The organism is Thalassospira indica (assembly GCF_003403095.1).
GTDB lineage: Bacteria > Pseudomonadota > Alphaproteobacteria > Rhodospirillales > Thalassospiraceae > Thalassospira > Thalassospira indica.
Genome location: NZ_CP031555.1, coordinates 1,236,553 through 1,259,765 on the forward strand (window position 1 = coordinate 1,236,553; position 23,213 = coordinate 1,259,765).

Annotated in this window: 22 protein-coding genes; 10 read left to right on the forward strand and 12 right to left on the reverse strand. The window is 53.0% G+C overall.

From position 1 onward, the window contains the following. Genes DY252_RS22335 through ubiT form a run of 3 tightly spaced genes read right to left on the reverse strand, consistent with a single transcriptional unit; the run spans window position 1 to window position 2,039 of the window. A complete protein-coding gene (locus DY252_RS22335; RefSeq protein WP_197482541.1) occupies window positions 1-330 on the reverse strand; it encodes a hypothetical protein in 330 nt (109 codons plus the stop codon). Next, a complete protein-coding gene (gene ubiU / locus DY252_RS05885; protein WP_064787269.1) occupies window positions 327-1,304 on the reverse strand; it encodes a ubiquinone anaerobic biosynthesis protein UbiU in 978 nt (325 codons plus the stop codon). The genes DY252_RS22335 and ubiU overlap by 4 nt, the downstream gene beginning before the upstream one ends. Before the next feature lie 24 nt (window positions 1,305-1,328). Then, window positions 1,329-2,039: a ubiquinone anaerobic biosynthesis accessory factor UbiT gene (ubiT, locus tag DY252_RS05890; protein ID WP_064787268.1), complete on the reverse strand. Its 711-nt coding sequence runs from the start codon at window positions 2,037-2,039 to the stop codon at window positions 1,329-1,331. A gap of 259 nt (window positions 2,040-2,298) precedes the next feature. Between ubiT and DY252_RS05895 the strand changes: the two genes are divergently transcribed. The 3 genes from DY252_RS05895 (at window position 2,299) to DY252_RS05905 (ending at window position 4,621) form a co-directional block, all read left to right on the forward strand. Continuing rightward, entirely contained in the window at window positions 2,299-3,006 is a 708-nt protein-coding gene (locus DY252_RS05895) for a DUF542 domain-containing protein (protein ID WP_082923311.1), read from the forward strand. Between the two features lie 204 nt (window positions 3,007-3,210). Beyond that, window positions 3,211-3,948: a Crp/Fnr family transcriptional regulator gene (locus tag DY252_RS05900; protein ID WP_064787267.1), complete on the forward strand. Its 738-nt coding sequence runs from the start codon at window positions 3,211-3,213 to the stop codon at window positions 3,946-3,948. After that, window positions 3,926-4,621 carry a Crp/Fnr family transcriptional regulator gene (locus tag DY252_RS05905; RefSeq protein WP_064787266.1) on the forward strand — a complete coding sequence of 232 codons (696 nt, stop codon included), beginning with the start codon at window positions 3,926-3,928 and terminating at the stop codon, window positions 4,619-4,621. The genes DY252_RS05900 and DY252_RS05905 overlap by 23 nt, the downstream gene beginning before the upstream one ends. Before the next feature lie 53 nt (window positions 4,622-4,674). Here the strand turns inward: DY252_RS05905 and DY252_RS05910 are convergent, their stop codons facing one another. The 9 genes from DY252_RS05910 to DY252_RS05950 all read right to left on the reverse strand — a co-directional run bounded on the left by DY252_RS05910 (window position 4,675) and on the right by DY252_RS05950 (window position 15,318). After that, on the reverse strand, window positions 4,675-5,601 hold the full coding sequence (locus DY252_RS05910) for an FAD:protein FMN transferase (RefSeq protein WP_064787265.1): 927 nt from the start codon (window positions 5,599-5,601) through the stop codon (window positions 4,675-4,677). Between the two features lie 8 nt (window positions 5,602-5,609). Next, on the reverse strand, window positions 5,610-6,122 hold the full coding sequence (locus DY252_RS05915) for a nitrous oxide reductase accessory protein NosL (RefSeq protein WP_197482540.1): 513 nt from the start codon (window positions 6,120-6,122) through the stop codon (window positions 5,610-5,612). Window positions 6,123-6,199: 77 nt separating this feature from the next. After that, a complete protein-coding gene (locus tag DY252_RS05920; RefSeq protein WP_064787263.1) occupies window positions 6,200-7,021 on the reverse strand; it encodes an ABC transporter permease in 822 nt (273 codons plus the stop codon). Continuing rightward, on the reverse strand, window positions 7,018-7,908 hold the full coding sequence (locus DY252_RS05925; protein ID WP_064787262.1) for an ABC transporter ATP-binding protein: 891 nt from the start codon (window positions 7,906-7,908) through the stop codon (window positions 7,018-7,020). The genes DY252_RS05920 and DY252_RS05925 overlap by 4 nt, the downstream gene beginning before the upstream one ends. Next, window positions 7,880-9,217, reverse strand: a complete 1,338-nt coding sequence (locus DY252_RS05930; RefSeq protein ID WP_064787261.1) for a nitrous oxide reductase family maturation protein NosD — start codon at window positions 9,215-9,217, stop codon at window positions 7,880-7,882. The genes DY252_RS05925 and DY252_RS05930 overlap by 29 nt, the downstream gene beginning before the upstream one ends. A 6-nt stretch (window positions 9,218-9,223) precedes the next feature. Next, window positions 9,224-11,173, reverse strand: a complete 1,950-nt coding sequence (gene nosZ / locus DY252_RS05935) for a TAT-dependent nitrous-oxide reductase (RefSeq protein ID WP_231959603.1) — start codon at window positions 11,171-11,173, stop codon at window positions 9,224-9,226. Next, window positions 11,170-13,437, reverse strand: coding sequence for a NosR/NirI family protein (locus tag DY252_RS05940; protein WP_197482539.1), 2,268 nt, complete (start codon window positions 13,435-13,437; stop codon window positions 11,170-11,172). The genes nosZ and DY252_RS05940 overlap by 4 nt, the downstream gene beginning before the upstream one ends. 4 nt (window positions 13,438-13,441) lie before the next feature. After that, window positions 13,442-13,822 carry a hypothetical protein gene (locus tag DY252_RS05945; RefSeq protein ID WP_064787260.1) on the reverse strand — a complete coding sequence of 127 codons (381 nt, stop codon included), beginning with the start codon at window positions 13,820-13,822 and terminating at the stop codon, window positions 13,442-13,444. Between the two features lie 443 nt (window positions 13,823-14,265). Next, window positions 14,266-15,318: a LacI family DNA-binding transcriptional regulator gene (locus tag DY252_RS05950; protein WP_197482538.1), complete on the reverse strand. Its 1,053-nt coding sequence runs from the start codon at window positions 15,316-15,318 to the stop codon at window positions 14,266-14,268. Window positions 15,319-15,620: 302 nt separating this feature from the next. On the opposite strand from DY252_RS05950, the gene DY252_RS05955 reads away from it, so the two are divergent. From DY252_RS05955 to DY252_RS05985, 7 genes are all read left to right on the forward strand, one after another. After that, window positions 15,621-16,601 (forward strand): NAD-dependent epimerase/dehydratase family protein, encoded by a 981-nt coding sequence (locus DY252_RS05955; protein WP_064787259.1) that lies wholly within the window; start codon window positions 15,621-15,623, stop codon window positions 16,599-16,601. A 48-nt stretch (window positions 16,602-16,649) separates the two neighbouring features. After that, window positions 16,650-17,633, forward strand: coding sequence for a substrate-binding domain-containing protein (locus DY252_RS05960; RefSeq protein WP_063088765.1), 984 nt, complete (start codon window positions 16,650-16,652; stop codon window positions 17,631-17,633). Window positions 17,634-17,717: 84 nt separating this feature from the next. Beyond that, window positions 17,718-18,722, forward strand: coding sequence for a Gfo/Idh/MocA family protein (locus DY252_RS05965; RefSeq protein ID WP_064788205.1), 1,005 nt, complete (start codon window positions 17,718-17,720; stop codon window positions 18,720-18,722). A gap of 134 nt (window positions 18,723-18,856) precedes the next feature. Further along, the gene (locus DY252_RS05970) at window positions 18,857-19,804 is read left to right on the forward strand and encodes a sugar-binding protein (protein ID WP_082923307.1); all 948 of its coding nucleotides are present in this window, start codon (window positions 18,857-18,859) and stop codon (window positions 19,802-19,804) included. A gap of 99 nt (window positions 19,805-19,903) precedes the next feature. Next, entirely contained in the window at window positions 19,904-21,421 is a 1,518-nt protein-coding gene (locus DY252_RS05975) for a sugar ABC transporter ATP-binding protein (RefSeq protein WP_064787258.1), read from the forward strand. A gap of 3 nt (window positions 21,422-21,424) precedes the next feature. Further along, the gene (locus DY252_RS05980) at window positions 21,425-22,408 is read left to right on the forward strand and encodes an ABC transporter permease (protein WP_064779640.1); all 984 of its coding nucleotides are present in this window, start codon (window positions 21,425-21,427) and stop codon (window positions 22,406-22,408) included. Between the two features lie 64 nt (window positions 22,409-22,472). Continuing rightward, the gene (locus DY252_RS05985) at window positions 22,473-23,213 is read left to right on the forward strand and encodes an ATP-binding cassette domain-containing protein (protein ID WP_064779987.1); all 741 of its coding nucleotides are present in this window, start codon (window positions 22,473-22,475) and stop codon (window positions 23,211-23,213) included.

Genomic DNA, 23,213 nt, shown 5'->3' on the forward strand with positions numbered 1-23,213 from the left:
CTAACCTGCGAGCAAACGCACAACGGAAATATCGTTGGCCTCAATCATAATGTCGGGCATCTGCGCGATGTCGCGTATTTGATTAACTTCGCGCTCATTCATCACCAGTGCGAGTGTAGAGAGAACAACTTCCTTGCCGCTGCGCTGAAGTCGTTCGATAACGCTTGGGAGGTGCTTGTCAAAGAAGGGCATCCGTTTTGCGCAGACAACTTCGCCAACATGGACGGTATCGACGTCGGTTTCATCTGCAATGCGGCTGTAGAAATCCTTTTTGCGGTCCTCGTCCCAGTGAAAAAGAACCGGGCCCATAACAAGTCGCGATCTTTTCATTGCCAGCTTCTCCGGTATGCACCTGTGGTATCGCTTTGACCTTCACTCAGCGTGCTGAGTTTTGATCGCGCGTTGAGTTGGCCCTCGGCGATCTTGTCCAGTGATGTTCGAAATGCGCCAACGACCTGCGATATATATGCCTTCCCGCGTTGCCGCCCTTCGATCTTGAGCGCGGAAACGCCTGCATCTGCAAGTTCCGGCAGCATGGCGGTGACATCAAGGCTGGTGGGTTCTTCAAACAGATAGCCGGATTTGTCCATGGCACGAAACCGGCCCTTGCACAGCGTCGGATAGCCGACCTTTTCATCGCTGTCATAGATATTGATGGTGAAGTTCCCCAGTCGGGAAACTGTCGCGTCGCCGCGTTCTTCATAGTGAACATGTGCTGCCGGCGAACAGACGCCGTTCATATTCGGACTTTCGCCCGTCGCGTATGAAGACAGTGAACAACGACCTTCGGCCATGACGCACATCCCGCCAAATGCGAATACTTCTGTTTCAACCTGTATGCGCTGATTTAGGGTGCGTATCTCATCAAGCGACAAAACACGGGGCAGCACAACACGCCGTACACCGAATTCCTGATGATAAAATCGAATGGCTTCTTCGTTCGAGGCCGATGCCTGCACGGATAAATGCAAACGTGCGTCAGGATGATGACCGCGCGCATATCGCAGCAAACCGATATCAGCAAGGATGATGGCATCGACACCAATTGCCACGGCATCATCAACTGCCTTATGCCAGATTTCTTCGGCCCCGGCTTGCGGATAGGTATTGCAGGCGAGATAGACATGAACTCCGTGCTTGTGCGCGTGTTTGACGGCATCGCGTAATTCGGCACGTGAAAAGTTCAATCCCGGAAAGTTTCGGGCATTCGTTGCGTCCCGAAAACCGCAATATACAACATCAGCACCCGCCGCGACGGCGGCATGCAGGCTGGCAGGTGTTCCTGCAGGACAAACGAGTTCCATATTGAACCTGTGACTGGTTGTGGATCAGGGATTTGCGGGCAGCGCGAAATCATCCTTGGCCGCACCGGACGGTTTGGGTCGCGTATGGCGGTTCCGCCTTTGTATTGTTTTCTCGATCTCAGCCAGTGTGACCGCTTGCGCGGATGTGCGTTTTTCCACGCCGAGCAAACGTTTGGCGGTCGGGGACGTCAATGCATTTGCCGTCCGGTTCATGTCGTGCTGAAGTTGTCGATAAATCTTTTCGGCAAGGCCAAGTGCTGCCCTGGCTGCAGGGCCCATCACGCCAAAGCTTTCAGCCACAGCGGATCGCAGATCAATTGATTCTCCATCCAGGGCATTGCGAAGTGCGACAACAAGTTCAGTGCGTCCCTTGATCCGCAATGTGCGCGAAAAGAACAGTGCGTCACCATCCGATGTCCCTTGAAGAAGCTCCAGCAATGCGGGTAACGGTCCTGATATCTGTGCTGCGACAGTTTCTTCTTCGCTATGTCTTGCGGGGCGGAGTTCAGGATGATCGGCATCTATTTTTAAATAGAATTGCAAATCCAGGTCAGTCGGAGAAATCAGCAACGCGAATGCTTCTTGCTCTGCCACCCGTTCAAATACCGGTCTGTAGCGATGATGCATCGTCGCCATCGCGTGGCGGCATATGCGCTCGACCAAAAGGGTTGGCGCATTGCGTATGAACGGGTTTGCCAGCAAAAATGGCGTAAAGGATGGATAGCTTTCTGTCACGGCATACTCCGGCGTTTTGCATGGCGAAGTATCACTGGCCCGGGCGGGTTGGCGTTTGATGTTTGTCAAATCACCGTGAGATTGGAATTACGCTTAGTTGGAACAACCCGACAGGATGTTACTTTGACGTGATAATCAAACAGAACCGACCGCAACATTTTTTGGCATAAATCCATTTGACCATCGTCAATCTGCTAAATTATCGCTGGTTTAAACTCCCTTTTGTTTGCTGGATGCCGATCTTAGGGAGGACACCTTTATGCAAGATGCGTTGAACATGGCAACATTGGACGTTAAGCCCGCCGAACTGCTTGATCAGAGTCTGGGAGGCTTGATTTCATGTTTCCCTGGCGCAACGCTGGTTTTTCGCCGTCATCGCATCGGGTTTTGTTGTCATCCTGACCGGACGCTTCAAGAAGCTGCAAAGCGCAAGGAACTTGATCCGCATGTGATTGCGGAGGAACTCTGTGCGCTTCCCAAGGGGCCTTTGACCTTGCCAAATGTGGGGGATGTCGATGGGTTTATCGATTTCATTCTTACGCGCTATCACGATGTTCACCGCGATGAATTGATCGAGTTGATTGCGCTGTCCCGCGAAATTGAAATTGTCCATGGTGACCATCCGGACGCGCCGGTAGGGCTGGCAGATGCATTGATGGAAATGGCAGAGCAACTTGATATGCACATGACGAAAGAGGAAAATGTTCTTTTTCCGGCGATGCGTGAAATGAGCCGGAACACCCCGATCACGCCAGCACTGGCCATGCCCATCCATTGTATGCGCGAAGAGCATGACGATCATGGTCAAGCCATTCACAAGCTGCAGAAACTGACGAACAATTGCACCTTGCCCGACGGGGTATGTGGTTCGTGGCGCAGATTATACAGCGGGACCAGCAAGCTGATCGAAGATCTTGTTGCCCATATGTATTTGGAAAATTCGATCCTGTTCCCACGGTTTGAATAGTTTTCTGCAAAATGTGACGGCGATGTCGTTAAGCATTTTTGTGGCAAAGCCCTGCTGATCAGCAGGGCTTTTTTGCTGGATAGTGCATCTGGTTTTATGGACCTGACCAACTTGTTTGACATGGAACAATCCAACCCGAGCGGTTGAATGTTAGATTTGTTCCAATGCTTAACAACCACCGCGTTTTTCCATGGAAACTTCACAATGAGAGATATTGATCGCATCTCGGGTGTTCTCCAGTCTGGGCGCTATTTCAAAAACTGGCCGAAAGACGACATTCTGGAACTGGCGTCATTGTGTACGTGGGTTCGGTATGATCCAGATACGGTAATCATTCATGCCGGAGACCCAGCATCAGCCCTTTTTCTGATTGTGAATGGGCATGTTGAGTTGTCCTACACGGACGGGGAGGGCAAGGACGGTGTTATTGATTTGCTGGGTGACGGACAGCTTGTAGGTGAGTGTGCGCTCGCACCTGAAGCCTGTTACGCCGTTTCAATCAAAACGCTGGACGCGACGACCGCCATCCGGATTGACGGAGCTGCCTTTGCTGATTTTCTCTCGGCGCACTTTGATCGGGCACTAACCATGATGTCGGTCGTAACAGAAAGACTATGTCAAATGTTGCGCCAGACCGAGGAACTCAAATGCCGGTCAGCGGCCCAACGTTTGGGGATATATTTGCTTGCAGATGCCGTTCCTGTCGGAGATGTGCATGAAACGCCGCTTACCGTGGAAAAGTCTGCGTTGGCTCGCAAGATTGGCATGACAAGCGAGACATTTTCCCGGGCGCTTAAAAAGTTGTCGGAACATGGCGTTTCCCAACACTCCAACGGGTACATCATCCGTATTGCAGATACCGAGATGCTGGCCGAGTGGTGTGGTTTATCAAGCAGTGAAGCCAGGGAGGAACAGTCTGATGGTTTCAAGGTCGCTGTCTAGCGCAGATCACGATGTAATCTTTCAGGTGCCGCTGTTGGCGGCACTTGGGGAAGAACGGCTAAAGACACTGCTGGGAACATGCAAGGTCGAAAGCCATGACCGGGGGGAACATCTTTTTCGGGCCGGTGATGTGGCCGAATATTTCTACATTCTTTTGTCCGGTCATTTGCGGCTTGTGAAAACCTCCTCGCAGGGGGATGAAACAGTGATGCATTTCCTGACCGAGGCCGGTTCCTTTGCGGAGGCAGTTTCCTTTGCGGGCCGGTCCTATCCGGTTGAATGTCAGGTCGTCGAGAATTGTGAAATCGTGGCCATTCCGCGCACGGCCTATCTTGGCATCCTCAAAAGCGCGCCTGACGTTGTCGGAGATGTACTGGCAAGCCTGTTGCGGTGGGAACGGTTCTTCCTTGAGGAAATCTATAAACTGCGTCATACGCGTCCGATCCAACGAATTGCTGCGTTTCTGATCGATTTTGAAGACCGAAATGGCGCGACCATCGACGGCACAAGTGGCAAGAACTTTCCCGATAAGCGCCAGATTGCCAGCCGGATCGGTATTACACCAGAAACGTTTTCCCGGTCCTTGCGCAAGCTTGAAGCATCTGGCGCCATATCAGCGGGGCCGAAACTGCAGATACTTGATCGTGACGTACTTCTGGAACTGGCCCACTAGGTCAGCGGCGTTCCAACGTTTGCCAGAAATGTCATCCAGTATGGGAGGCAAAGCTAGACCAGTTTTGCGCTTGGGAACTGTGCGAGTAATTTGTCTGCTTCGCCTTTATTCATAAGGCAAATTGCCGTGCTGAGCCCATCTGCCACAGCTGCCTTTGTTGCTGTCACACTAACCGCCGTTGGGCGTGCTTGTGCGGGAAGGCCGGTGCGCGGATCAAGAATGTGACCAACAAGGCCCGCCTGATCAAAGAAGGTGCCGTTCGGCAGTGATGTTGCCAAGGCGTTGTCGCGCAACATTACCCTTTCTTTTCGAATTTCTGATCCGGTGTTGATTGAAACAGGCCAGTCTTCACCTTCAGGGTGGCCACCCAGTGCCGCGAACTCGCCGGTATTGATCAGGACGTTGTTCAATCCGTCATCGCGAAGCAACTTGGCGATACGGTCTGCAACGTAGCCCTGGGCAATTCCATTCAGGGTCATTGCCATGTTCGGTCTTTTGAAGCTGACCTGGCTCTGATTGATAACAAGCTTGTCCCAGCCTGTTCTTGAAATCGTTTTACGGATCAATGCATTCTCGGGCGCCCGGCCTTCTGAATAGCTTTGCGCATAGACTTGCCAAAGCGATTGAACCGTTGGATCAAAAAGCCCGCCACTTGCCCGGTTTATGGTCCCGCACAGTCCCAGGCATTCCAAAAGTTCGAAAGGCGGAGTGTTAATCACACCATCGCGGTTCAACTGTGCAAGCGTGGAATTTTCCCGATAGAGACTGAAGATATTTTCCAGTCGTTCAAGTTCGCGGGTTGCACGCAAAAGGATATCGTCAGCGTTGGGGTGCGACAGGCTGATCGATGCAGCAGACCCCATTGCAACGCCCTTCCAAGTACGGACTGGATGCTGTGCCTTTAATGCAAACGGTGCAGCCGATAGTGCGCTAGCGGCGGCAAATATCGTCAGAAACCGGCGTCGAGAAAAGTCGGGCATGGTGGACCTCATTCTTTGCGAAGTTTTTCAAGACGCGCGCGATAATCGTCGTCATCTGGCATGATCGCCGTTTCGTGTGTCTCGCCAGATGGTGTGAGTGGCGCACTGTTTAGAACCAGCTCGTCGTCAATGTCTTCAAGGCGCATTATCTGGCCACCATGGCGACTGACGAAATTCTTGGCGTCGTCCTGATCGGAGAAGGGAACAAGTTCCGGTGCCCCCATACCCCCGGTCTTGGCAGAGGCGACGACATAATGCGCGCTGGTTGCCTGTATCCAGTTTTCTCGTCCGACATTTTCCCAGTCATAGGCCCTCGACATGTCGGTGACGTAAATCGCACGGATTTTATAGTTTTGTTCGGGCATGCGTTCATAGGCAATGCCATCGCGAACCTGGCTGAAAAACAGGGGATAGGGTACACCTTCAAGATGAATTTGTGCCTTCGGGCCTGCATGCTCAAGAATGTTCATCTGGCAGAAATGTCCGACGGCTTCTTCGGTCATGGCGACCGGTGGCGGCATGGTATCTTTCGTTTGCTGTTGACATCCGGCAAGAATAAGCAGGCCGATTGTGACTGGAGATAGCGCAAGTCGGGAAATCATGGTGTCACCCTCCTGAAAATCTGCCAGGCGAGGACCGTGGCAATCACCGGCCAGATCAGCATGGATATCAGGGCATGAACAGCGGGGATGCTATTGGCAGCCCCTGTCAGGCCGGCTGCAGCAGCGGTCGCATCCGAAACGGCAAGGTTATATATCCGAAAGGCATCTGCCGGATTGCCGATTAACAGCCACGGAAAATAATGCGTTGTGAAGGTTCCGCCATCATCGGCGACGATGGCTGCCAAGAGGCCAAGATCATATAAAACGATTAGAACCAGCCAGAGCCCGATCACCAACCCTGCTGCTGCGCCGGGTCGGCGTGCGAATGCCGATATGCCATAACCAATGCCAAGGAAAGTCGCGCCAAGAAGAAGCGACGACCAGAACAGGCGAAACAGGGCAGGGATACCAACAAGCGCATTGGGGTCCGATGCAATCGCAGCGACGGTGGCAATTCCGTAGCCGGCCAAGACCGCGATACTCAGGATCGCCAGATGGGCGATGAATTTTCCAAGGACCAGTTCCCCGCGGGCGACGGGATAGGTCAGAACAAGGGACAAGGTGCCGCGTTCGATTTCGCCTGCGATTGCGTCAAATGACATCAACAGTGCAACCAACGGCACAAGATACACCGCAAGGGATGTCAGGCTTGCGACGGTGACGGACAGTTTATCCACACCAACTGCGCCGGTCGGGGCACTGCCGGCCGCAGATAACACAAGAGAAAACAACACCATCATCGCGACAGAGATCGCGACCCAGCGGTTACGAAGCGCAATGATGAATTCGCTATGGGCTGTTGCCAGAACCTTGTTCATGCGTTCCCCCGTTTGCTGAAATGGCTATAGATATCTTCCAGGCTTGGCGGAATGACATCGACATCATCGACCAATGGCCCCAGTGCCGAGATATCGCCAAGACGTGCGAGCTTTTCCTCGGAATTGCACACCAGATCGACCATCACGCCGTTGCTGCGTTCCCCGGAAAGCTTTTGGGCGACCTCGTCTGCCTTGCCGCGTTGGGCAGATACCTGAAGGTGGATGGGTAGCGATGCCTGTTGACGCAGGTTTGCCAGGGTATCGTTTGCGACCATTACGCCTGACGAAAGAATGACGATCCGATCAGTTCTGGCCTCAACCTCGGTAAGGGCATGAGAAGACAAAAGAATTGCGGTGCCTTGTGCTGCCAGTTCATCAAGAATGACATAGAACTCGCGTCGTGATACCGGGTCGAGACCGCTTGTCGGTTCATCAAGGATCAGGAGTTTCGGTTCACCAATAAGCGCCTGAGCCATGCCGACACGTTGGCGCATTCCCTTGGAATAGGTGCCAATGCGGCGGTTTGCTGCTGCCCCCAATCCGACGCGTTCAAGAAGCGATGCGGCCTTTCGGGGATCTTCGCCGCGAAGTCGAAGATAATATCGAAGCTGTTCTTGTCCGGTCAGCGACGGATGAAAGGACGCGTTTTCCGCGAGATAGGCTGTTTGCATGCGGGCCCGGTAACTTCCGGGTGCAAGACCATGGACAGAAACCGTTCCCCCTTCTGCAGTGACAAGGCCGAGAATGATCTTCATCAGTGTCGATTTTCCGGCACCATTATGGCCGAGCAAGGCAACGCGTTCACCTGCGGCAACATCAAAGCCAACCGCATCAAGAACGGTATGATCATCATAGCGTTTAGTGACTTGCGAGAGGGTCAGACACATTTTCAGTCCTTTCACGCAGCCAGACAGGATTGGCGCGAGCAGCCATTTCAAGAGAGACGATTTCTTCGGGAACCGGAATTTCGATCGGTTTCATGAGCGGGAAGCTGTCGACGACCCCGCCCGGCAACGTTGCGGGGAAGTGTGCCTGGCTCCAGCGGATCAATTGAACGGCGGGTGATCCCAAAAGCATACCGGCTGCGGGTTGGGACCATAAAATATGATCGACAAGATCGTTTGGCCGGAACCGGCTGTCAGCAATGCCGTTGCCATCAAGATCGAATACCGGATGATCGGACCAGAAATTTCCCCGGCCATCGAAACTCCATTCGACGTCACGGGTCCCGACATACTTGACCTGGGTTTTGTTGGCGATGAAGGCATTGCCTGTCAGGGCATTGCTTTCGGAACCAGCGGTGAAATGTATGCCGGTCTGGCAGCCCTCGAACCGGTTGTCCCCGATCAGATTGTGATGCGCGTTATAGATAAACAGGCATTTCCCTCCTGCGCCGCGTACCAGATTTCCGACCAGATCAGACTTGTTGGTATAGTTCAGCATCAAGCCCTGGTCACGATCAGCAAGAGACAGATTATCGCGCACCGTGATGCGGTTCGAATACATCAGGGCAAAACCAAGGTGATTGCCAATCGACACATTGCCCGAGATTTCTGAATCATGGGCATACATGTAATGCACCGCAAATCGCAGATCGCGCATCAGATTGCCACGGAAGACGCCGCGATTGGAGGTGTTCACGAAAATGCCGTCGCGTCCGAATTGGATCTCGTTGTTTTCGACCAGTGTTCCCGGCGCGTTCCAGACATATATGCCGTTGCCACGCGAATTCAGTCTGTGATCGCGGCGTCCGATAATGACATTTTCGCGCACCGTGGCTTGTTTGGCGCCGTGAATATCAACCCCATAGAGGTTTCCGAGGATGCGGTTATCCTCGACCAGAATACGTGCGGCTGTCCGATGGAGCTGGATGCCGGAATCAATTGTTTCATGTGCTGAACCCGAACCCACGATCTCAAGCCCACGGATGGTGATATCCGTTCCGGTTACAGAAATGACGCTTCCGGTCTTGTTTCCATAAATTTTTGCTTTGCCCTGACCATCAATGGTGACGGGCCTATCGAGTTCTATGGGACCCTGATGGAGCCCCGGATCAAGCAGCAGCACATCGCCGGGGGCAGCCCCGGCGATGGCAGAGATCAGCGCCCCGTCAGTTGACGGCACAGATTGCGTTGCCGCAAGAACCTGCAGCGGCAAGACAGCCATGGCCAAGATCATCATGACGGGGCGCAACATCACAGGTTAACTCCGCGGTTCAACGAACATACGGCCACGCATTTCCATGTGCAGGGCATGACAGAACCACTGGCAATAGTACCAGTAGACACCCGGTTTGGAGGCGACAAAGGTTGCCGATGCAGTTGCTTGTGGGCCGACCTCGAATGCAACGCCATGGTCCCCCATGGTGAAACCGTGTGTCAGGTCATCGATGTCGTCCATGTTGGTGATGATGACGGTTACTTCATCGCCTTCCTTGACCTTGAAGGACTCAAGGCTGAAGGTTGGCGCTGAAGAACTCATATAGACACGGACCTTGTTGCCATCGCGGACAACGGTTTCGGTCCAGTCGTCAATGTCGACGCCATCTGCCTCGGCTTGTTCGCGGGTTTTGGCCCACATCGGATCCTGACGATTCCAGACACTGGCCGGGGTGACCACCGAACGGTGAACAATGATCGAATCATGGGGTTCGGCGAATGTCGGACCATCATGCATAAGAACCAGATCATCGCCCTGCATCGAGAACAGCTGTTCGTTTTCTGGCTTAAGCGGGCCGACATTCAGGAAGCGGTCCTTGGAGAACTTGTTCATTGAAATGAACCATTTCCCGTCAGCTTCCAGAGTTTCCCCCATCGAGGTGGAGTTGTGGCCCGGCTGGTAATGGACATCGACCTTTTTGATGATCGGATCGACATTTTCACCAGCATAGGCACGCACGGCTTTTTCAATGTTCCATTTGACCACCTGACTGTCGAGGAACAGGGTGGTCAGTGCGTTACCCTTGCCGTCAAATGCGGTATGTAGCGGACCAAGACCCAGTTCCGGTTCGGCAACAACGGCGGAACGCGGTTCTGCGCCGTTATAGAACACGGCATCCAGCTTGGTGACATCAATCACCGATACAGTCGGGGAAAGCTTGCCGGCGATGCAAAGGTGCTTCTTGTCCGGTGCCATGTTACAGCCATGCGGACTGTTGGGGATCGGGATGTATCGGGTGTAGTTCTTGTTCTTGCCTTTGCGGCCATCGATAACTTTTACACCATTGAGTTCGATGTAATCGCCTGCTGCGATGCCTTTTTCGATTTCCTTGATGTTAAAGACAACAACGTGATCAAGCTCGGACGCGGTCATTTCCGCAAGGTTCATCCCCATTTCCGAGTTATAGCTGGTTGAAAAGGCATATTTGCCGTCATAGTCGGCGTCGGTATTATCAAGGTTGCCCGATACCATGACCTGCCATGCGACCTGCATCTCGTCTGCGTCGATTGCAGTGTAGAAGTTCACATATTGCGACGGATCATCAAGTACCTTGCCGTCATTGACCATCGGCGTCTCGTCCTCGCCATTGGCAAAGACATAGTTGGTACGCGGCCATTTTTGCGGACGCAGGCCGTGAATGGCCTTTGCGTTCGGGATTTCCAGGACCTTGTCAGCCTTCATGACATCGCAACGCACACGCGCCACACGCGTATTCGCCTTGTCATTCATGAACAGGAAACGGCCGTCATACTTGCCTTCGGTGAAGGACATATGGACGTGGTGCAAGTCGCCGTTATCATGGATATTCTTGCCGTTGGCAGCGAGAAATTCCTTGGTTTTGGGCAACATGTTCTCGGTAAGAATATTCAGGCTTTCATTGGTCTGCCCCCAACCCGTTGCCGAGCAACGGTTGAAAACAGGAACGCGCATAAGTTCACGCATGGACGGGATACCCAGAATGCGCATTTCGCCCGTCTGGCCCGATGACCAGAAACCGTAATACTCGTCAAGCTGACCGGGGGCGAGACTTGCCTCAGCGCCGGTTGAAGCCTGGGCGCTGCCAATCGAAAGGGCTGTTGCAGCACCGGTTGCGCCACCGACTGCTGCCAAGCGTGCAGCACCTGCCGCGCCGGCAAAGGCAGCACCGCCAGCGGCAACGCCAAATAGATCACGTCGGCTGATTCCGGGTTTGGATGTTTTGTCAGACATCATGACTTCTCCTTGAGATTTTGCTTGGTCGTCCGGGCCCGGTTCAGCGCTTTTTGTGCGCCTTCCGTGCTTGCCAAGAGGCTTTCCTGCCGCTTGAGTTTCTTGATCACGACCGGACAGATTTTTTCGCTTTGATACAGCACCTGACAGTGAAGGCAGTTGTGACACTCGTTGGGGTTGATTTCTCCTGTGGGGTGGATGGCTTGAACCATGCATTCATGCGCGCAGCTCTGGCAGGGGCTGCCGCATTCCTTGTAGCGTTTAAGCCAGTCAAACATGCGCATACGCGCCGGGATCGCGAGGGCAGCGCCCAATGGGCACAAATACCGGCAATAGAACCGTTCGACGAAAAGCCCGGCGCCAAGAAGGACAAGGGCGTAAAGAACAAACGGCCATGCCCGATCAAATTTGAGGATGATGGCGGTCTTGAAGGGTTCGACCTCGGCCAGTTTCTCCGCCTGATCAATGGAGGCCAGCATGGTGCCAAACAGGCCAAGGAAGATGATGTATTTCACCGCCCAGAGCCGTTCATGCAGCCCCCACGGAAGCGTCCATTGCGGGACATGGAAGAATTTGGCAATCCGGTTGGTCAGTTCCTGAAGCGCGCCAAACGGGCACAACCAGCCGCAATAGGCACCACGCCCCCAGAAGATCAGCGCCGCCGCAACCGAGAACCACAGGATAAAGGTCAGTGGATCAAGCAGGAACGCTTCCCAGGTGAAGCCCGTCACAAGTGAGTTCGTCAGCGCCATAAGATTCACAACGGAAAGCTGCGCGTTGGCATACCAGCCAAGGAACACCAGCGTGACCGTCAGGAAGCAGATGCGGAACCAGAAGGTAAATTTTGCAGAACGTGTCAGGAAGCCCTGGAAGAAGAATGCCGCCGTCAGAACAATCAGCATGATGCTGAGCACGACAATTTCGACCGTTTTGTCACGCCAGATCCGCTGCCAAAGGGCGGTTTTGGCAACCTGTTCGTCCGTTGCGAAACTGGCCCCGGTTGAGTTGTCTGCCGCGGGCGTCGGCGCAACTACCTTGGTGAGGTAGTTGGCTGGCGGCTGCCAGCCGATGTCAAAGGTGGTGTAGAGGCGTTCAATTGCGCCGACATCACGATGGACGAGAAGTTCGAGGCGCCAGGGTTGCGTTGGATCAAAGTCGCTGTCTGTCGGGATCTTGAACAGATCCATCTCTTTGAATTCCGGTGCCCCATCGGCCATGATGTCGCCGACACGGCGATGGTTCCGGTCGCGGAAACGTACCGACATATCGCCCTGGATGAGCTGGATACGATCGAACAATCCGCCGCGGACATATCCCGAACCCTTGAACGAATACTGTCCCCGCGCAGTCACAAGAACAGCTTCTTCTCCGTCCTTGAGCCATGATTTCAGATTGTTGTAGCCACGCTCGCCAATTGTTGCCTTGCCAATGGCCGGAATGCTGACAAGCGAGACATACATATCGATGAAGGTTTCGTCGGCGGGAGCTTCAATCGGTCGCTCAAGCGCTCTTGGATCGTCCATCGCGGCAAAAGCGTCATTCACCTGACCGACATCAAGTGACATGCGACGAACTGTCCCGTCACCAACCAGTGTGAACCAGTCTTCCGGGGCGGTCGCATCTGAGTTGATTTTAAATTGTGCTGCGTTAGACGGTTCGGGGGCACTCAATCCACCCAGTCCGAGCATGCGCGCAACCTTGATGCCAGACCGCAGAATCGAGTCATCAATGATCATGATGGTGACCGTTGCACCGGAAATAATGTTCAGGTCATGGTCGGCATCTTTTGTCGCTGCAACCAGGTCAAAGCCGACATATCCCTCGGTGAGTGACGCGATCCGCTCTTCTGGAATGCCAATCAGAACAATCGGTTCGGAATGCTTGACCAGTTTGACACCGATGATCCGGGCATTTGAGTCAACAGCGACCATGACGTGGATCGGTTTGCCGGAATAGCCGGTGGTGCCCACAAAATCCGAGGTAATGAAAGCCCAGCCGATCCGCTCACCGTTCTTGAGAACCGGTGCGACAGGCACGTCTTTTTGAACCGGACCATAACCATCAGCGTCCTCGACCAGTGACGACGCGGGAACTTTTTCAATGAACTGCGCCAGAACAGGTTTGTTTTGCGCGTTTGCCCGGGAAACCCACAGCACTGAAGAAAGAATACAAACAACAGCAATGACCAGAAGACACTGCAGGAGCATCAATGCTCTGGGTGCCTTGTATTTGGTCTGAAGATGACGTGGGGCAAATGGGATGTTCATGAATTCAAACCTTGTGCGGAGGCGCGCGTGCCGTCGCCGGTGCAGTCAGTGTTGCGCCAGCGTGGTCAAATGACATGGGGAAGATCGTCAGAACGACTTTGCGGTCATGTTCTGGCACGCCAATAGGGTCTGGAAGCTGGAATGCAGATCCGCTCAGGCAGTTCATGCAATTTGGGTAATCGCATTCGACAGGTGCGGGTGCTTTGTTGCCGTTCCGGTCGATCAATATTGTCACGGGAGTCTGGTCTGTGCTGCAGATCGTGATTTGAACAAGGTCAGCACCTGCAGTTTGCTTCGTCACCTGAGCAATAGCCTGAACAACACCGGTTCCGGTCAGGGAAAGTGCGATCAGAAACAACAGAAATGTGCGAAGCATTTTTTCCATAATGCTTCTCATATTCCATCGCAGATTCCTGATTATTGACAGTGGTCAAGTGACTAGGAGCTTGAGCTTCAATTGATTGCACTGAGACAGTTAACGTTGACGTTGACCAAGTTTATTGGGCGACGATATCCGAAGAACTGTGCAAGGAAGAAATCATGTTCAACCCTCAAACTGTAAACGTGTCCGGTAAACGAAGCGCGTCAGTTTTCCGTTGGCAAAAGTACTTTGAGAAAAATGTCAGCTTTTCTGTCAATTCTGCAGAGTTTTGTCAGCTTTTGTGACAATCGATGACAACTTATCTGACAATTGGAAATGCTAAGGCATTGATTTCGCAAGAGGTCGGTTGTCACCTTTTGTGGCACCTGACAGCTCCATCGCTCTATATCTTCCCGCAAGAATCAGTCTGACGCTGCTGTCATCCAAATTGCCATAATTCAGGGTAATCAAGCATTTTCTTCGGATTTCTCGACAGAATCGCGTTCTACCATAAGGCATTCGACCTTGATCTGGTTTGGTGTTGCCAGAAGACCGCCTACGCTGTCGATCAGCAGTTCTGCGCTAATTTCGCCCATTTCGTAGTGCGGTAGAATAAGCGTCGTGAGGGCAGGGTGTGTGTGCTGGGCGATTTCGCGGTCGTCAAAGCCGATCACAGCCACATCGTCCGGGATGCTTTTCCCCAGTTCACGCAGGGCGTCAAAACAACCAAGCGCCATCAGGTCATTGGCACAGAAAATCGCGTCTGGTGGATTATCGAGTGCCATAAGCTCATGGGTCATCGAATAACCGGTTGAGGGCTCCCAGTTGCCTGGCCGGACAAGTGCCGGATCAAAAGGTATATCGTTGCTCGAAAGTGCCTGACGGTATCCCTTGAGGCGGTCGCGCGAGGCGTCGACACCTTTTTGCCCGTTAATGATCGCAATACGTTTGCGGCCGGCTTGTATCAGACGTTCAGTTGCCGCCCGTCCCCCCAGCAGGTCACCTGGCAAAACAGACGGAAGGGTGCGGGTGCTGTCGTAGCAATTGACAAGGACAGTGGGCTTCTTTGACAGGATCGGTGGCAATTCCACCAGTCGGGTAAGAATTGTACCGTAAATGATCCCGATGACGTTCGAGTCTGCCAGTTGATTGACGATGCTGGCTTCGATGTTCGCATTGCCGTGGCTGACTGCGAGGCAAACATTGATCCCGTATTCCAGGGCCTTGTTGTGCGCCCCTTCGAAGGCCAGCGCCATCCAGGGATCGGTGCTGATTTCGTCTGCGATAAAGATTATGACGGATCGTGACTTGTTGCTTGGCGCAACCTGGTTTTCACGCCGAACAAGCTGATAGCCAAGTTTGTTCGCAGAATCGATCACGCGCTGACGTGTGGATTCAGTCAGTTTGGCCGGGCTCCCGTTCAGGACCAGTGAGACTGTTGCCTGCGATACGCCCGCCATCGAGGCAACATCCATCATCGTCGGGCGATTTTTGCCACCGTAATGTTTCTTTTGCGACATTGAACTCGTTTTGCCTCTGGTCTTTTAGCCAACCGATATTGAGCAGTGATTGCGTCAGATGGTGCAAAAACGACCGATAGGCGGCGTTTTCGCCCTTAGAATTGAACAGGTTGGCGCACGTCTGAACCACCAAGCCGATATTGGTAATACCTTATTCAAGACGATCAAGACAAGCCGTCTGCCGCGCCTGCAGCATAATTAGTAATCATTCTTGCAGTTGAATTTATATCGGCATTCTATCCTGAGGTCACTTGACTCCATATTATTAATTAATATTATTAATTCAATAGGGAGGATAATTAATGAAAATTTTGATTACGGGTGCAACCGGCAAGGTCGGCAAGGCATTTTTGGCGGCATTTCTTGATAACCCCAAGTATACATCGGCCAAGATCGTGGCGCTGTGCCACAACCGCAAGGTCGAAGCGGGTGAACGGGTAGAGGTCATTACGGGGTCTCTGTCGGATCCGGATGCGGTTGCGCACGTGATGGAGGGTGTCACCCACGTTCTTCATATGGCGGCGGTGAAAGAAAGCCCCGATCTGGTCATTGATGTTGCGATAAAGGGGATGTTCCTGCTTCTGGAAGCCGCGCGCCAGTCATCGACGCTTAAGCAGTTCATTCTGATAGGTGGCGATTGCTCTGTTGGGCACATTTTCAAGGATTATCCGGCGCCAATCACGGAAACCTCCCCGCGGCAGGCTTATAGTGGCTGTTATGCGCTGACCAAGGTGCTCGAAGAGGTGATGATCGAGCAATATCAGATCCAGTATGGCCTGAATGGCACCGTTTTGCGTGCGCCCTGGATTATGGAAAAAGACGATTTCAAATATGCGCTTTCGTTTGGTCCGGACCAGTTTGGTGGCCCGGTCTGGAGCGACTTGATAAGCGCGGAAAAGGCTGCGCGCCTTGCCGAGGGCAGATTTGTGCCGTTGATGCGTGATAAAAAGGGCGCAGCTCTTAAGCGCAACTTTGTGCATGTCGATGATTTGGTCGCTGCATTGATGGCAGCCCTCGATCACCCTGCCGCGATGCAGGAGCTTTTCAATATCTCTATGGATGAGCCGGTCGATTACGCGCAGGTCGCAGATTACCTGGTGCGAACGCGCGATATGGAACCCGTGGAAATCCCCACACCGTTTCACAGCAACTGGCTTGATAACACCAAGGCACGGCACGCCTTAGGTTGGCGGCCGCAAGTAGATTTCGAGGAGATGATCGAGCGGGCGTGGGCATATGAAAGAAGCCCGAGCGATCCTCGGAAAATCTGGTATCCGGGGTAATCAATTCCGGGCCAGACCAACTAGGGAGAGCTAAACGTGAAACATAAAATGTTACTAACTCTCACATCTGCGCTCATTCTTGCGACAGGTGTTGGCGCTGCAAATGCTGATGGGAAAAAGACATTGGCCATTGTGGTGAAAGGCTTGGATAACCCGTTCTTCGAGCAAATCAATCTGGGTTGTCAGAAGTGGATGTCGGAGAACATGGACTCTGAATATGAGTGTTTGTACACCGGGCCTGCATCCAGTGCTGATGAGGCTGGTGAAGTTCAGATCGTCGATGATCTGTTGACCCGCGGTGTTGCCGCAATCGCAATTTCGCCGTCAAATGCGCCGGCGATGGCAAACCGAATTCGTCAGATCAACCCGAATGTTCCGGTGATGACGATTGATGCCGATTTCCTTGAAAAAGATCGTGACTTGCGTGCGACCTATCTGGGGACTGACAACTATCTGATGGGTGTCAAAATGGCCGAAGAAGCCATGATGCTTAAGCCGGATGGGGGATCGGTATGTTTGCAGTTGGGGAATGTTGCGGCGGACAATATCAACGCGCGTGCTTCTGGCTTCCGCGACACGATTTCAGGGGCTAAGGGGACAGAGCGCCTTGCGAACAGCAATGGCTGGACGGAAATTGAAGGGTGTCCGGTCTTTACCAATGATCAGGTCGATCTTGCCAATCAGCAGATGGCCGATACCTTCACGGCAAATCCCGATCTTGATGCCTTTATTCTGATTGGCGGCTGGGCACAGTTTGCACCGCAAGCCTATGCCCAGGTTACCGATCAGGTCATGGACCGGCTGAAATCCAAGGAACTGATCCTGATTGCGGGCGATACACTTCCTCCGCAAACCCAGGCATTCCGCGACGGGCGCAGTCATGCGCAGGTCGGTCAGCGTCCGTTTGAAATGGGGTATCGGGCGCCTGATGTGATGATCGAACTGATTAATGGCAAAAAGGTAGATGATCCACTCTATACGGGGCTGGATGTTTGCAATCAGTCGGATCCGGGTTTTTGCGCGGATAACTAATACCAATCCTTGATGAACTGGGCCGGATTTGTTGATCAGATCCGGCTCGATTTTTATCCGGACTTACACAGGGCGGAAGACAACGTGACAAAAACAAAAATCAACTGGGGCATTCTTTCGACGGCCAATATCGGCGTGGAGAAAGTTATTCCGGCAATCAAAAAATCAGCCTCGTCGAATGTGCTGGGGATTGCATCGCGCAATGCAGGGCGATCGGCGAGGGTGGCCAATGATCTTGGAATTCAGAAGTCCTATGCGTCCTACGAGGCGTTGATTGCTGATCCGGAAATTGACGCGATTTACAACCCGTTGCCAAACCACATGCATGTCGACTGGACGCTGGCTGCGGCACAGGCGGGTAAGCACGTGCTGTGTGAAAAGCCCATCGGGTTAAATGCCCGCGATGCAGAGCGGCTACGCGCGTGTCCGAAAAATGTGTTGGTCGCAGAGGCCTTTATGGTGCGCTACCACCCGCAATGGATACGTGTGCGCGAGATGGTTAGAAGCGGTGAGCTTGGTGAGGTCAGGGCGATCCAGGCGGCATTCAGTTACTTTAACGATGATGGTCAGGATATTCGCAACAGGCCAGAGGCCGGTGGTGGTGCCATCATGGATATCGGTTGCTACCCGATCACGGTGGGACGGTTTTTGTTCGAAGACGAGCCTTTGCGCGTTATGGCCCTGATCGATCGAGATCCCGTATTCAAAACCGATCGGATGGCGAGTGCGGTTGCGGACTTTGGCGGCGGTCGGCAATTGTCATTCATGGTTTCGACGCAACTGTGTCCGTATCAGACCTTGAATGTGTTTGGCACGAAGGCGCGGGCCGAAATCATGATCCCCTACAATGCGCCGGCAGATAAAGAAACCGCCCTGATTATCGATGCGGGCGAGAGCCTGGATGGCAGCCTGGCTGGCTGCGAGGTCGTGCCAGCGTGTGATCAATATACCGAACAGGCGGAAATGTTTGCGCAGGCCATTCTGACAGGAAGAAGTTTGCCATACGGCATCGAGGATTCGATTGCCTCCATGCGTGTTCTTGATGCGGTTTTTGCGAGCGAAGAGCAAAAAACGTGGGTCAATCTGTAATTAAAACCATCAACTTACGCAACCTGGGGTGAAAAACGCTTGATCCAAAATTATTAATGATATTATTAATGATAAGCCGCACAGATAATTTATAAATACAGTCGTGCGGATTGTTAATCGGGAGGATTAAACGCATGAAATTTGCAACAACATTCGCGACCCTCGGCCTGTCAATGGTTCTGGCTGGCGGGGCGTTCGCACAAGAAAAGCAGCAGCTTGCATTCGTGGTGAATGCTGCTTCGGACTTTTGGAAACTGGCAGAAGCAGGGGTCGAAGCCGCACAGGCAGAACTCCCCGAATATGAGCTGCAGTTCCGTTATCCTGCACAGGGAACGGCAGCACTTCAGAATGCGCTGATGGATGATTTGGTTGCCGGGGGAACGGATGCGATCATGATTTCGTCGGCCGATCCAAAGAACTCTATTGATGCGTTCAATCGCATTGCGGCCCAGGTGCCGCTCTTTACTACCGACAGTGATGCCCCGCAAAGTGATCGCATCGCCTATCTTGGATCATCCAACGTTGCCGCTGGCGTTCAGGCTGGTGAGATTGCCGTGAACGCACTGCCAAACGGCGGAAAATGCATGGGCTTTGTCGGGTTCCTTGGTGCCGACAACGCGATTGAACGCATCGCCGGTTTCCGTCAGGCGGTTGAAGGCAGCGGTATTGAGCTTGTTGATGTGCGTGGTGATGATGTTGATTTTGCGCGTGCGCGATCAAACGTCGATGACGTGCTTGCGGCAAATCCCGACATTGATTGCATGGTCGGGTTTTATTCCTACAACCCGCCTAAAATTTACGAAGCATTGCAGGCTGCGGGCAAATTGGGGCAGGTGACGGTTGTTGCCTTTGATGAAGATCCTGTAACGCTTGGCGCGGTTCGAGAGGGCAGCTTTGCCGGCACGGTTGTTCAGGACCCGTACCAGTGGGGTTATCAGGGCATGCACCTGATGGCGGATTATCTTGAGGGCGATATGTCGAAGGTGCCCGCAGATGGCTTGATCATCGTGCCGACCCAGGTAATCGACAAATCCAATGTTGATGAGTTCGAGGCTGTCGTTAAGGAAAGAATAGGCGGGTAATTTTCTTCCCCCTGCCTAGCGAGCGGGCGTGTGAAATCTGCGAGTGCGCCTGCTCGCACCTTTCCAACGATGTCGAATGGACATTGGGGAGCCGAATATATGAGTGCAGTGCATGGGCTTGATCTGCGACTTGAAGGCGTCACCAAGGTTTATCCCGGTGTGGTGGCCCTTAATGATGTTTCATTGCAGATTAAAGCTGGCGAAGTTGTTGGACTTCTTGGTGAAAACGGGGCCGGAAAATCGACCCTGATGAAGATTCTCGGCGGGCTGATCGCGCCTACATCCGGGAAAATTATTCTTGATGGACAGCAGTATGACGCCTTTGACGTCAAACAGTCCCAACAAGCAGGGATTGCGTTCGTCCATCAGGAACTGAATGTTTTCGATAACATGGATGTTTCCGCAAACATCTTCCTTGGCCGGGAACTGGTGCGTGGGCCTCTGCGGCTGACGGATCGCAAAGCCATGAATAAAATGGCGGAGCCGCTGATCGAGCGTGTTGGCGCGCCGTTCAAGCCAGATACACCGGTTTCCACATTATCCTTGGCGGAGTGCCAGTTGCTGGAAATCGCCAAGGCGTTGTCGATGAATGCGCGGTTGGTCATCATGGATGAGCCGACATCAAGTCTCACACTTTCTGAGACCAACATGCTGCTTAAGGTCATTGCTGACCTTAAGGCGCAAGGGATTGCCGTCATCTATATTTCACATCGCCTGAGCGAGGTGGAGGAATGTGTCGACCGTGCGGTTGTCCTGCGCGATGGCCATAATGTCGGGGTGCTTGAGCGTCAGGCCGTTACGCATGACGCGATGATCCGCATGATGATTGGACGAGAGCTCAAGGCGCTTTACACACCACCTTCGGTGCCGGCCACCAAACCCGTTCTTTCTGTCAAAAACTTTGCGATCAAAAGCAAACCTGATCGCACGGCAAGCTTTGATGTGATGGCGGGCGAAATCCTTGGCGTTGCGGGCTTGATCGGGGCAGGGCGTACAGACTTGGCCGAGGCAATATTTGGTGTCGGCGACAAGCTTGGTGGGGACATTCTGATTGATGGCAGAAAGACCGAGATCAATAGCCCGGCCGATGCCATCGCAGCAGGGCTTTATCTTGTGCCCGAAGACCGCAAGCGGGCCGGGTTGATCCTTGAATTTCCGACCTTGGAAAATGTCACGATGGCCAACTTGCCAGCATACACATCGCGCGGACTTGTTTCCCAGAAACGTCAGATCGCTGTGGCGGAATCCCAGCGCAGTGCATTGGCGATCAAGACACATGATGTTCGCCGGGCTGCAAATGAAATGTCTGGTGGAAACCAGCAAAAAGTCGTTCTGGCAAAGTGGCTGTCTATGGATCCCAAAGTCATCATTTTCGATGAGCCGACCCGGGGGATCGATGTCGGCGCAAAAGCCGAGATTTATGGATTGATGCGATCGCTGGCCGATCGCGGAGTGGGGGTGATGATGATATCGAGCGATATGGAAGAAGTAATCGGGGTTTCAGACAGGATTGTCGTGATGAAAGACGGGCTGATTACCGGGGAATTGCCGCGCTTTCGCTTTTCAGAGAGCAATGTGCTCAATCTTGCCGTCGGTAAAGTGCTGGAAGAGGCCTGAGAAATGCAAAAAAAAGATATCGGTCTTGGCATTCTGATTATCGTGGTTGGCGCAATTGTTTATATGCGCAACCCGCTGTTTCTGTCGCCCATCAACCTTGGTAATACCGCAAATCTTATCGGCCTGTTTGGCCTGTTTGCCATTGGACAAGGGTTTGTCATCATGACCGGCGGTATTGATCTTTCCGTCGGATCGGTGATCGCACTGCTTGGTGTGTTGTTTGTCGACATGGTCGGTAAGTTCGGTGTTCCCTGGCCATTGGCCGTGGCGATCATCATAGGCCTTGGTGTTCTGATCGGGCTGGCGCACGGTATCCTGATTACACGATTTAGGCTGCAGCCATTTGTCGTTACCTTGTGCGGGCTTTTGATTTATCGCGGCATCGCACGTGGATACACTGCGGAATCAACGGCAGGCTTTCCTTTTGGTTCCAGTTATCCTCAGCTTGAATGGCTTACAATCGGGCGGAGTTTCGGCGTCCCGCACTCTTTCGTCGCGATGCTGATTGTAGCGGCGGTGATGTGGGTCGTATTGCATCACACAGTTTTTGGCCGTCACCTTTGCGCGGTCGGCAAGAACGAGGAAGCCGCACGCTTTTCGGGGATAAACACCCGTTTCGTCACGGTGATGGCATATGTGATCTGTGCCGTGCTCGCATCGATTGCGGCGATATATTTCGCAATGTTCACCAAGTCCGTCCAGCCGTCTTCGCACGGTAACTTTTACGAGCTGTATGCGATTGCGGCGGCTGTTTTGGGCGGATGTTCTTTGCGCGGGGGCGAAGGTTCAGTGATCGGGATCGTTCTTGGGGCCGTGTTGCTGCAAGAACTGCAGAACCTGGTGAATTTGCTGGGCATTCCATCTTCGCTGAATTTCGCAGTGATGGGCGCTGTGATTTTACTGGGTGTCTTGGCAGATCAGCAATTTGCAGCCTATCGCACCAGAAAAAATACCGAAAGGGCGCTGGGTTTGCTGCAAAAACCATAAATCACAAAAGAAAACCGTCTGCTTGTTACCACGTCAGGTGGATTAGCAGATATGGGGGGTGTTCATGAATGTGCTTGAACTTAAAAACATATCCAAACGTTATGGTGCCATACAGGCGCTTGATAGCGTGTCACTTGCCATTGCGCCGGGCGAAGTTGTCGGACTTATGGGCGATAACGGTGCGGGGAAATCCACCTTGGTCAAGGTGATTGCGGGGAACTTTGCCCCGACGTCGGGCGATATCCTTATTTCCGATAAGAAAGTGGCATTTAACAAACCATTGGATGCACAGAAAGCCGGTATCGAGGTCGTTTATCAGGACTTGGCGATTTGCAACAATCTGAGTGCAGCGTCTAATGTATTTCTGGGACGTGAACCAACCCGCAGGATAGGGCCGATCAAGGTTGTGGATTATGCCTTCATGCGCAGCAAATCCGCCGAACTGTTTGCGCGATTGAAATCGGAAACCCGTCCCCGTGATCTGGTGCACAAAATGTCCGGCGGGCAGCGTCAGGCCGTTGCAATCGCACGAACACTTTTGAGTGATGCCAAGATCGTTTTGATGGACGAGCCAACGGCTGCGATCTCCGTTCGGCAGGTGGCGGAAGTCCTCAACCTTATCCGGCAGCTTAGTGATCAGGGTATCGCCGTTGTTCTGATCAGCCACCGAATGCCCGATGTCTTTGAGGTCGCAGACAAGGTTGTTGTCCTAAGGCGCGGCGAACTTGTTGCAGACAAAAAAGCTTCGCAGTCTTCGCCAGAAGAAATTACGGGCCTGATTACCGGCGCGATTGAGCACGCATGA

Excerpts from the sequence above, each read along its gene's own strand:
- DY252_RS05900 (WP_064787267.1), top strand. The coding sequence starts at position 3,211 with ATGAGAGATATTGATCGCATCTCGGGTGTTCTCCAGTCTGGGCGCTAT.
- DY252_RS05905 (WP_064787266.1), top strand. The coding sequence starts at position 3,926 with ATGGTTTCAAGGTCGCTGTCTAGCGCAGATCACGATGTAATCTTTCAG.
- DY252_RS05970 (WP_082923307.1), top strand. The coding sequence starts at position 18,857 with ATGAAATTTGCAACAACATTCGCGACCCTCGGCCTGTCAATGGTTCTG.
- DY252_RS05975 (WP_064787258.1), top strand. The coding sequence starts at position 19,904 with ATGAGTGCAGTGCATGGGCTTGATCTGCGACTTGAAGGCGTCACCAAG.
- DY252_RS05960 (WP_063088765.1), top strand. The coding sequence starts at position 16,650 with ATGTTACTAACTCTCACATCTGCGCTCATTCTTGCGACAGGTGTTGGC.
- nosZ (WP_231959603.1), bottom strand. The coding sequence starts at position 11,173 with ATGATGTCTGACAAAACATCCAAACCCGGAATCAGCCGACGTGATCTA.
- DY252_RS22335 (WP_197482541.1), bottom strand. The coding sequence starts at position 330 with ATGAAAAGATCGCGACTTGTTATGGGCCCGGTTCTTTTTCACTGGGAC.
- DY252_RS05915 (WP_197482540.1), bottom strand. The coding sequence starts at position 6,122 with ATGCCGCCACCGGTCGCCATGACCGAAGAAGCCGTCGGACATTTCTGC.
- DY252_RS05985 (WP_064779987.1), top strand. The coding sequence starts at position 22,473 with ATGAATGTGCTTGAACTTAAAAACATATCCAAACGTTATGGTGCCATA.
- DY252_RS05895 (WP_082923311.1), top strand. The coding sequence starts at position 2,299 with ATGCAAGATGCGTTGAACATGGCAACATTGGACGTTAAGCCCGCCGAA.
- DY252_RS05910 (WP_064787265.1), bottom strand. The coding sequence starts at position 5,601 with ATGCCCGACTTTTCTCGACGCCGGTTTCTGACGATATTTGCCGCCGCT.
- ubiU (WP_064787269.1), bottom strand. The coding sequence starts at position 1,304 with ATGGAACTCGTTTGTCCTGCAGGAACACCTGCCAGCCTGCATGCCGCC.
- DY252_RS05945 (WP_064787260.1), bottom strand. The coding sequence starts at position 13,822 with ATGGAAAAAATGCTTCGCACATTTCTGTTGTTTCTGATCGCACTTTCC.
- DY252_RS05940 (WP_197482539.1), bottom strand. The coding sequence starts at position 13,437 with ATGAACATCCCATTTGCCCCACGTCATCTTCAGACCAAATACAAGGCA.
- DY252_RS05930 (WP_064787261.1), bottom strand. The coding sequence starts at position 9,217 with ATGTTGCGCCCCGTCATGATGATCTTGGCCATGGCTGTCTTGCCGCTG.
- DY252_RS05980 (WP_064779640.1), top strand. The coding sequence starts at position 21,425 with ATGCAAAAAAAAGATATCGGTCTTGGCATTCTGATTATCGTGGTTGGC.
- DY252_RS05925 (WP_064787262.1), bottom strand. The coding sequence starts at position 7,908 with ATGTGTCTGACCCTCTCGCAAGTCACTAAACGCTATGATGATCATACC.
- DY252_RS05920 (WP_064787263.1), bottom strand. The coding sequence starts at position 7,021 with ATGAACAAGGTTCTGGCAACAGCCCATAGCGAATTCATCATTGCGCTT.
- DY252_RS05955 (WP_064787259.1), top strand. The coding sequence starts at position 15,621 with ATGAAAATTTTGATTACGGGTGCAACCGGCAAGGTCGGCAAGGCATTT.
- DY252_RS05950 (WP_197482538.1), bottom strand. The coding sequence starts at position 15,318 with ATGTCGCAAAAGAAACATTACGGTGGCAAAAATCGCCCGACGATGATG.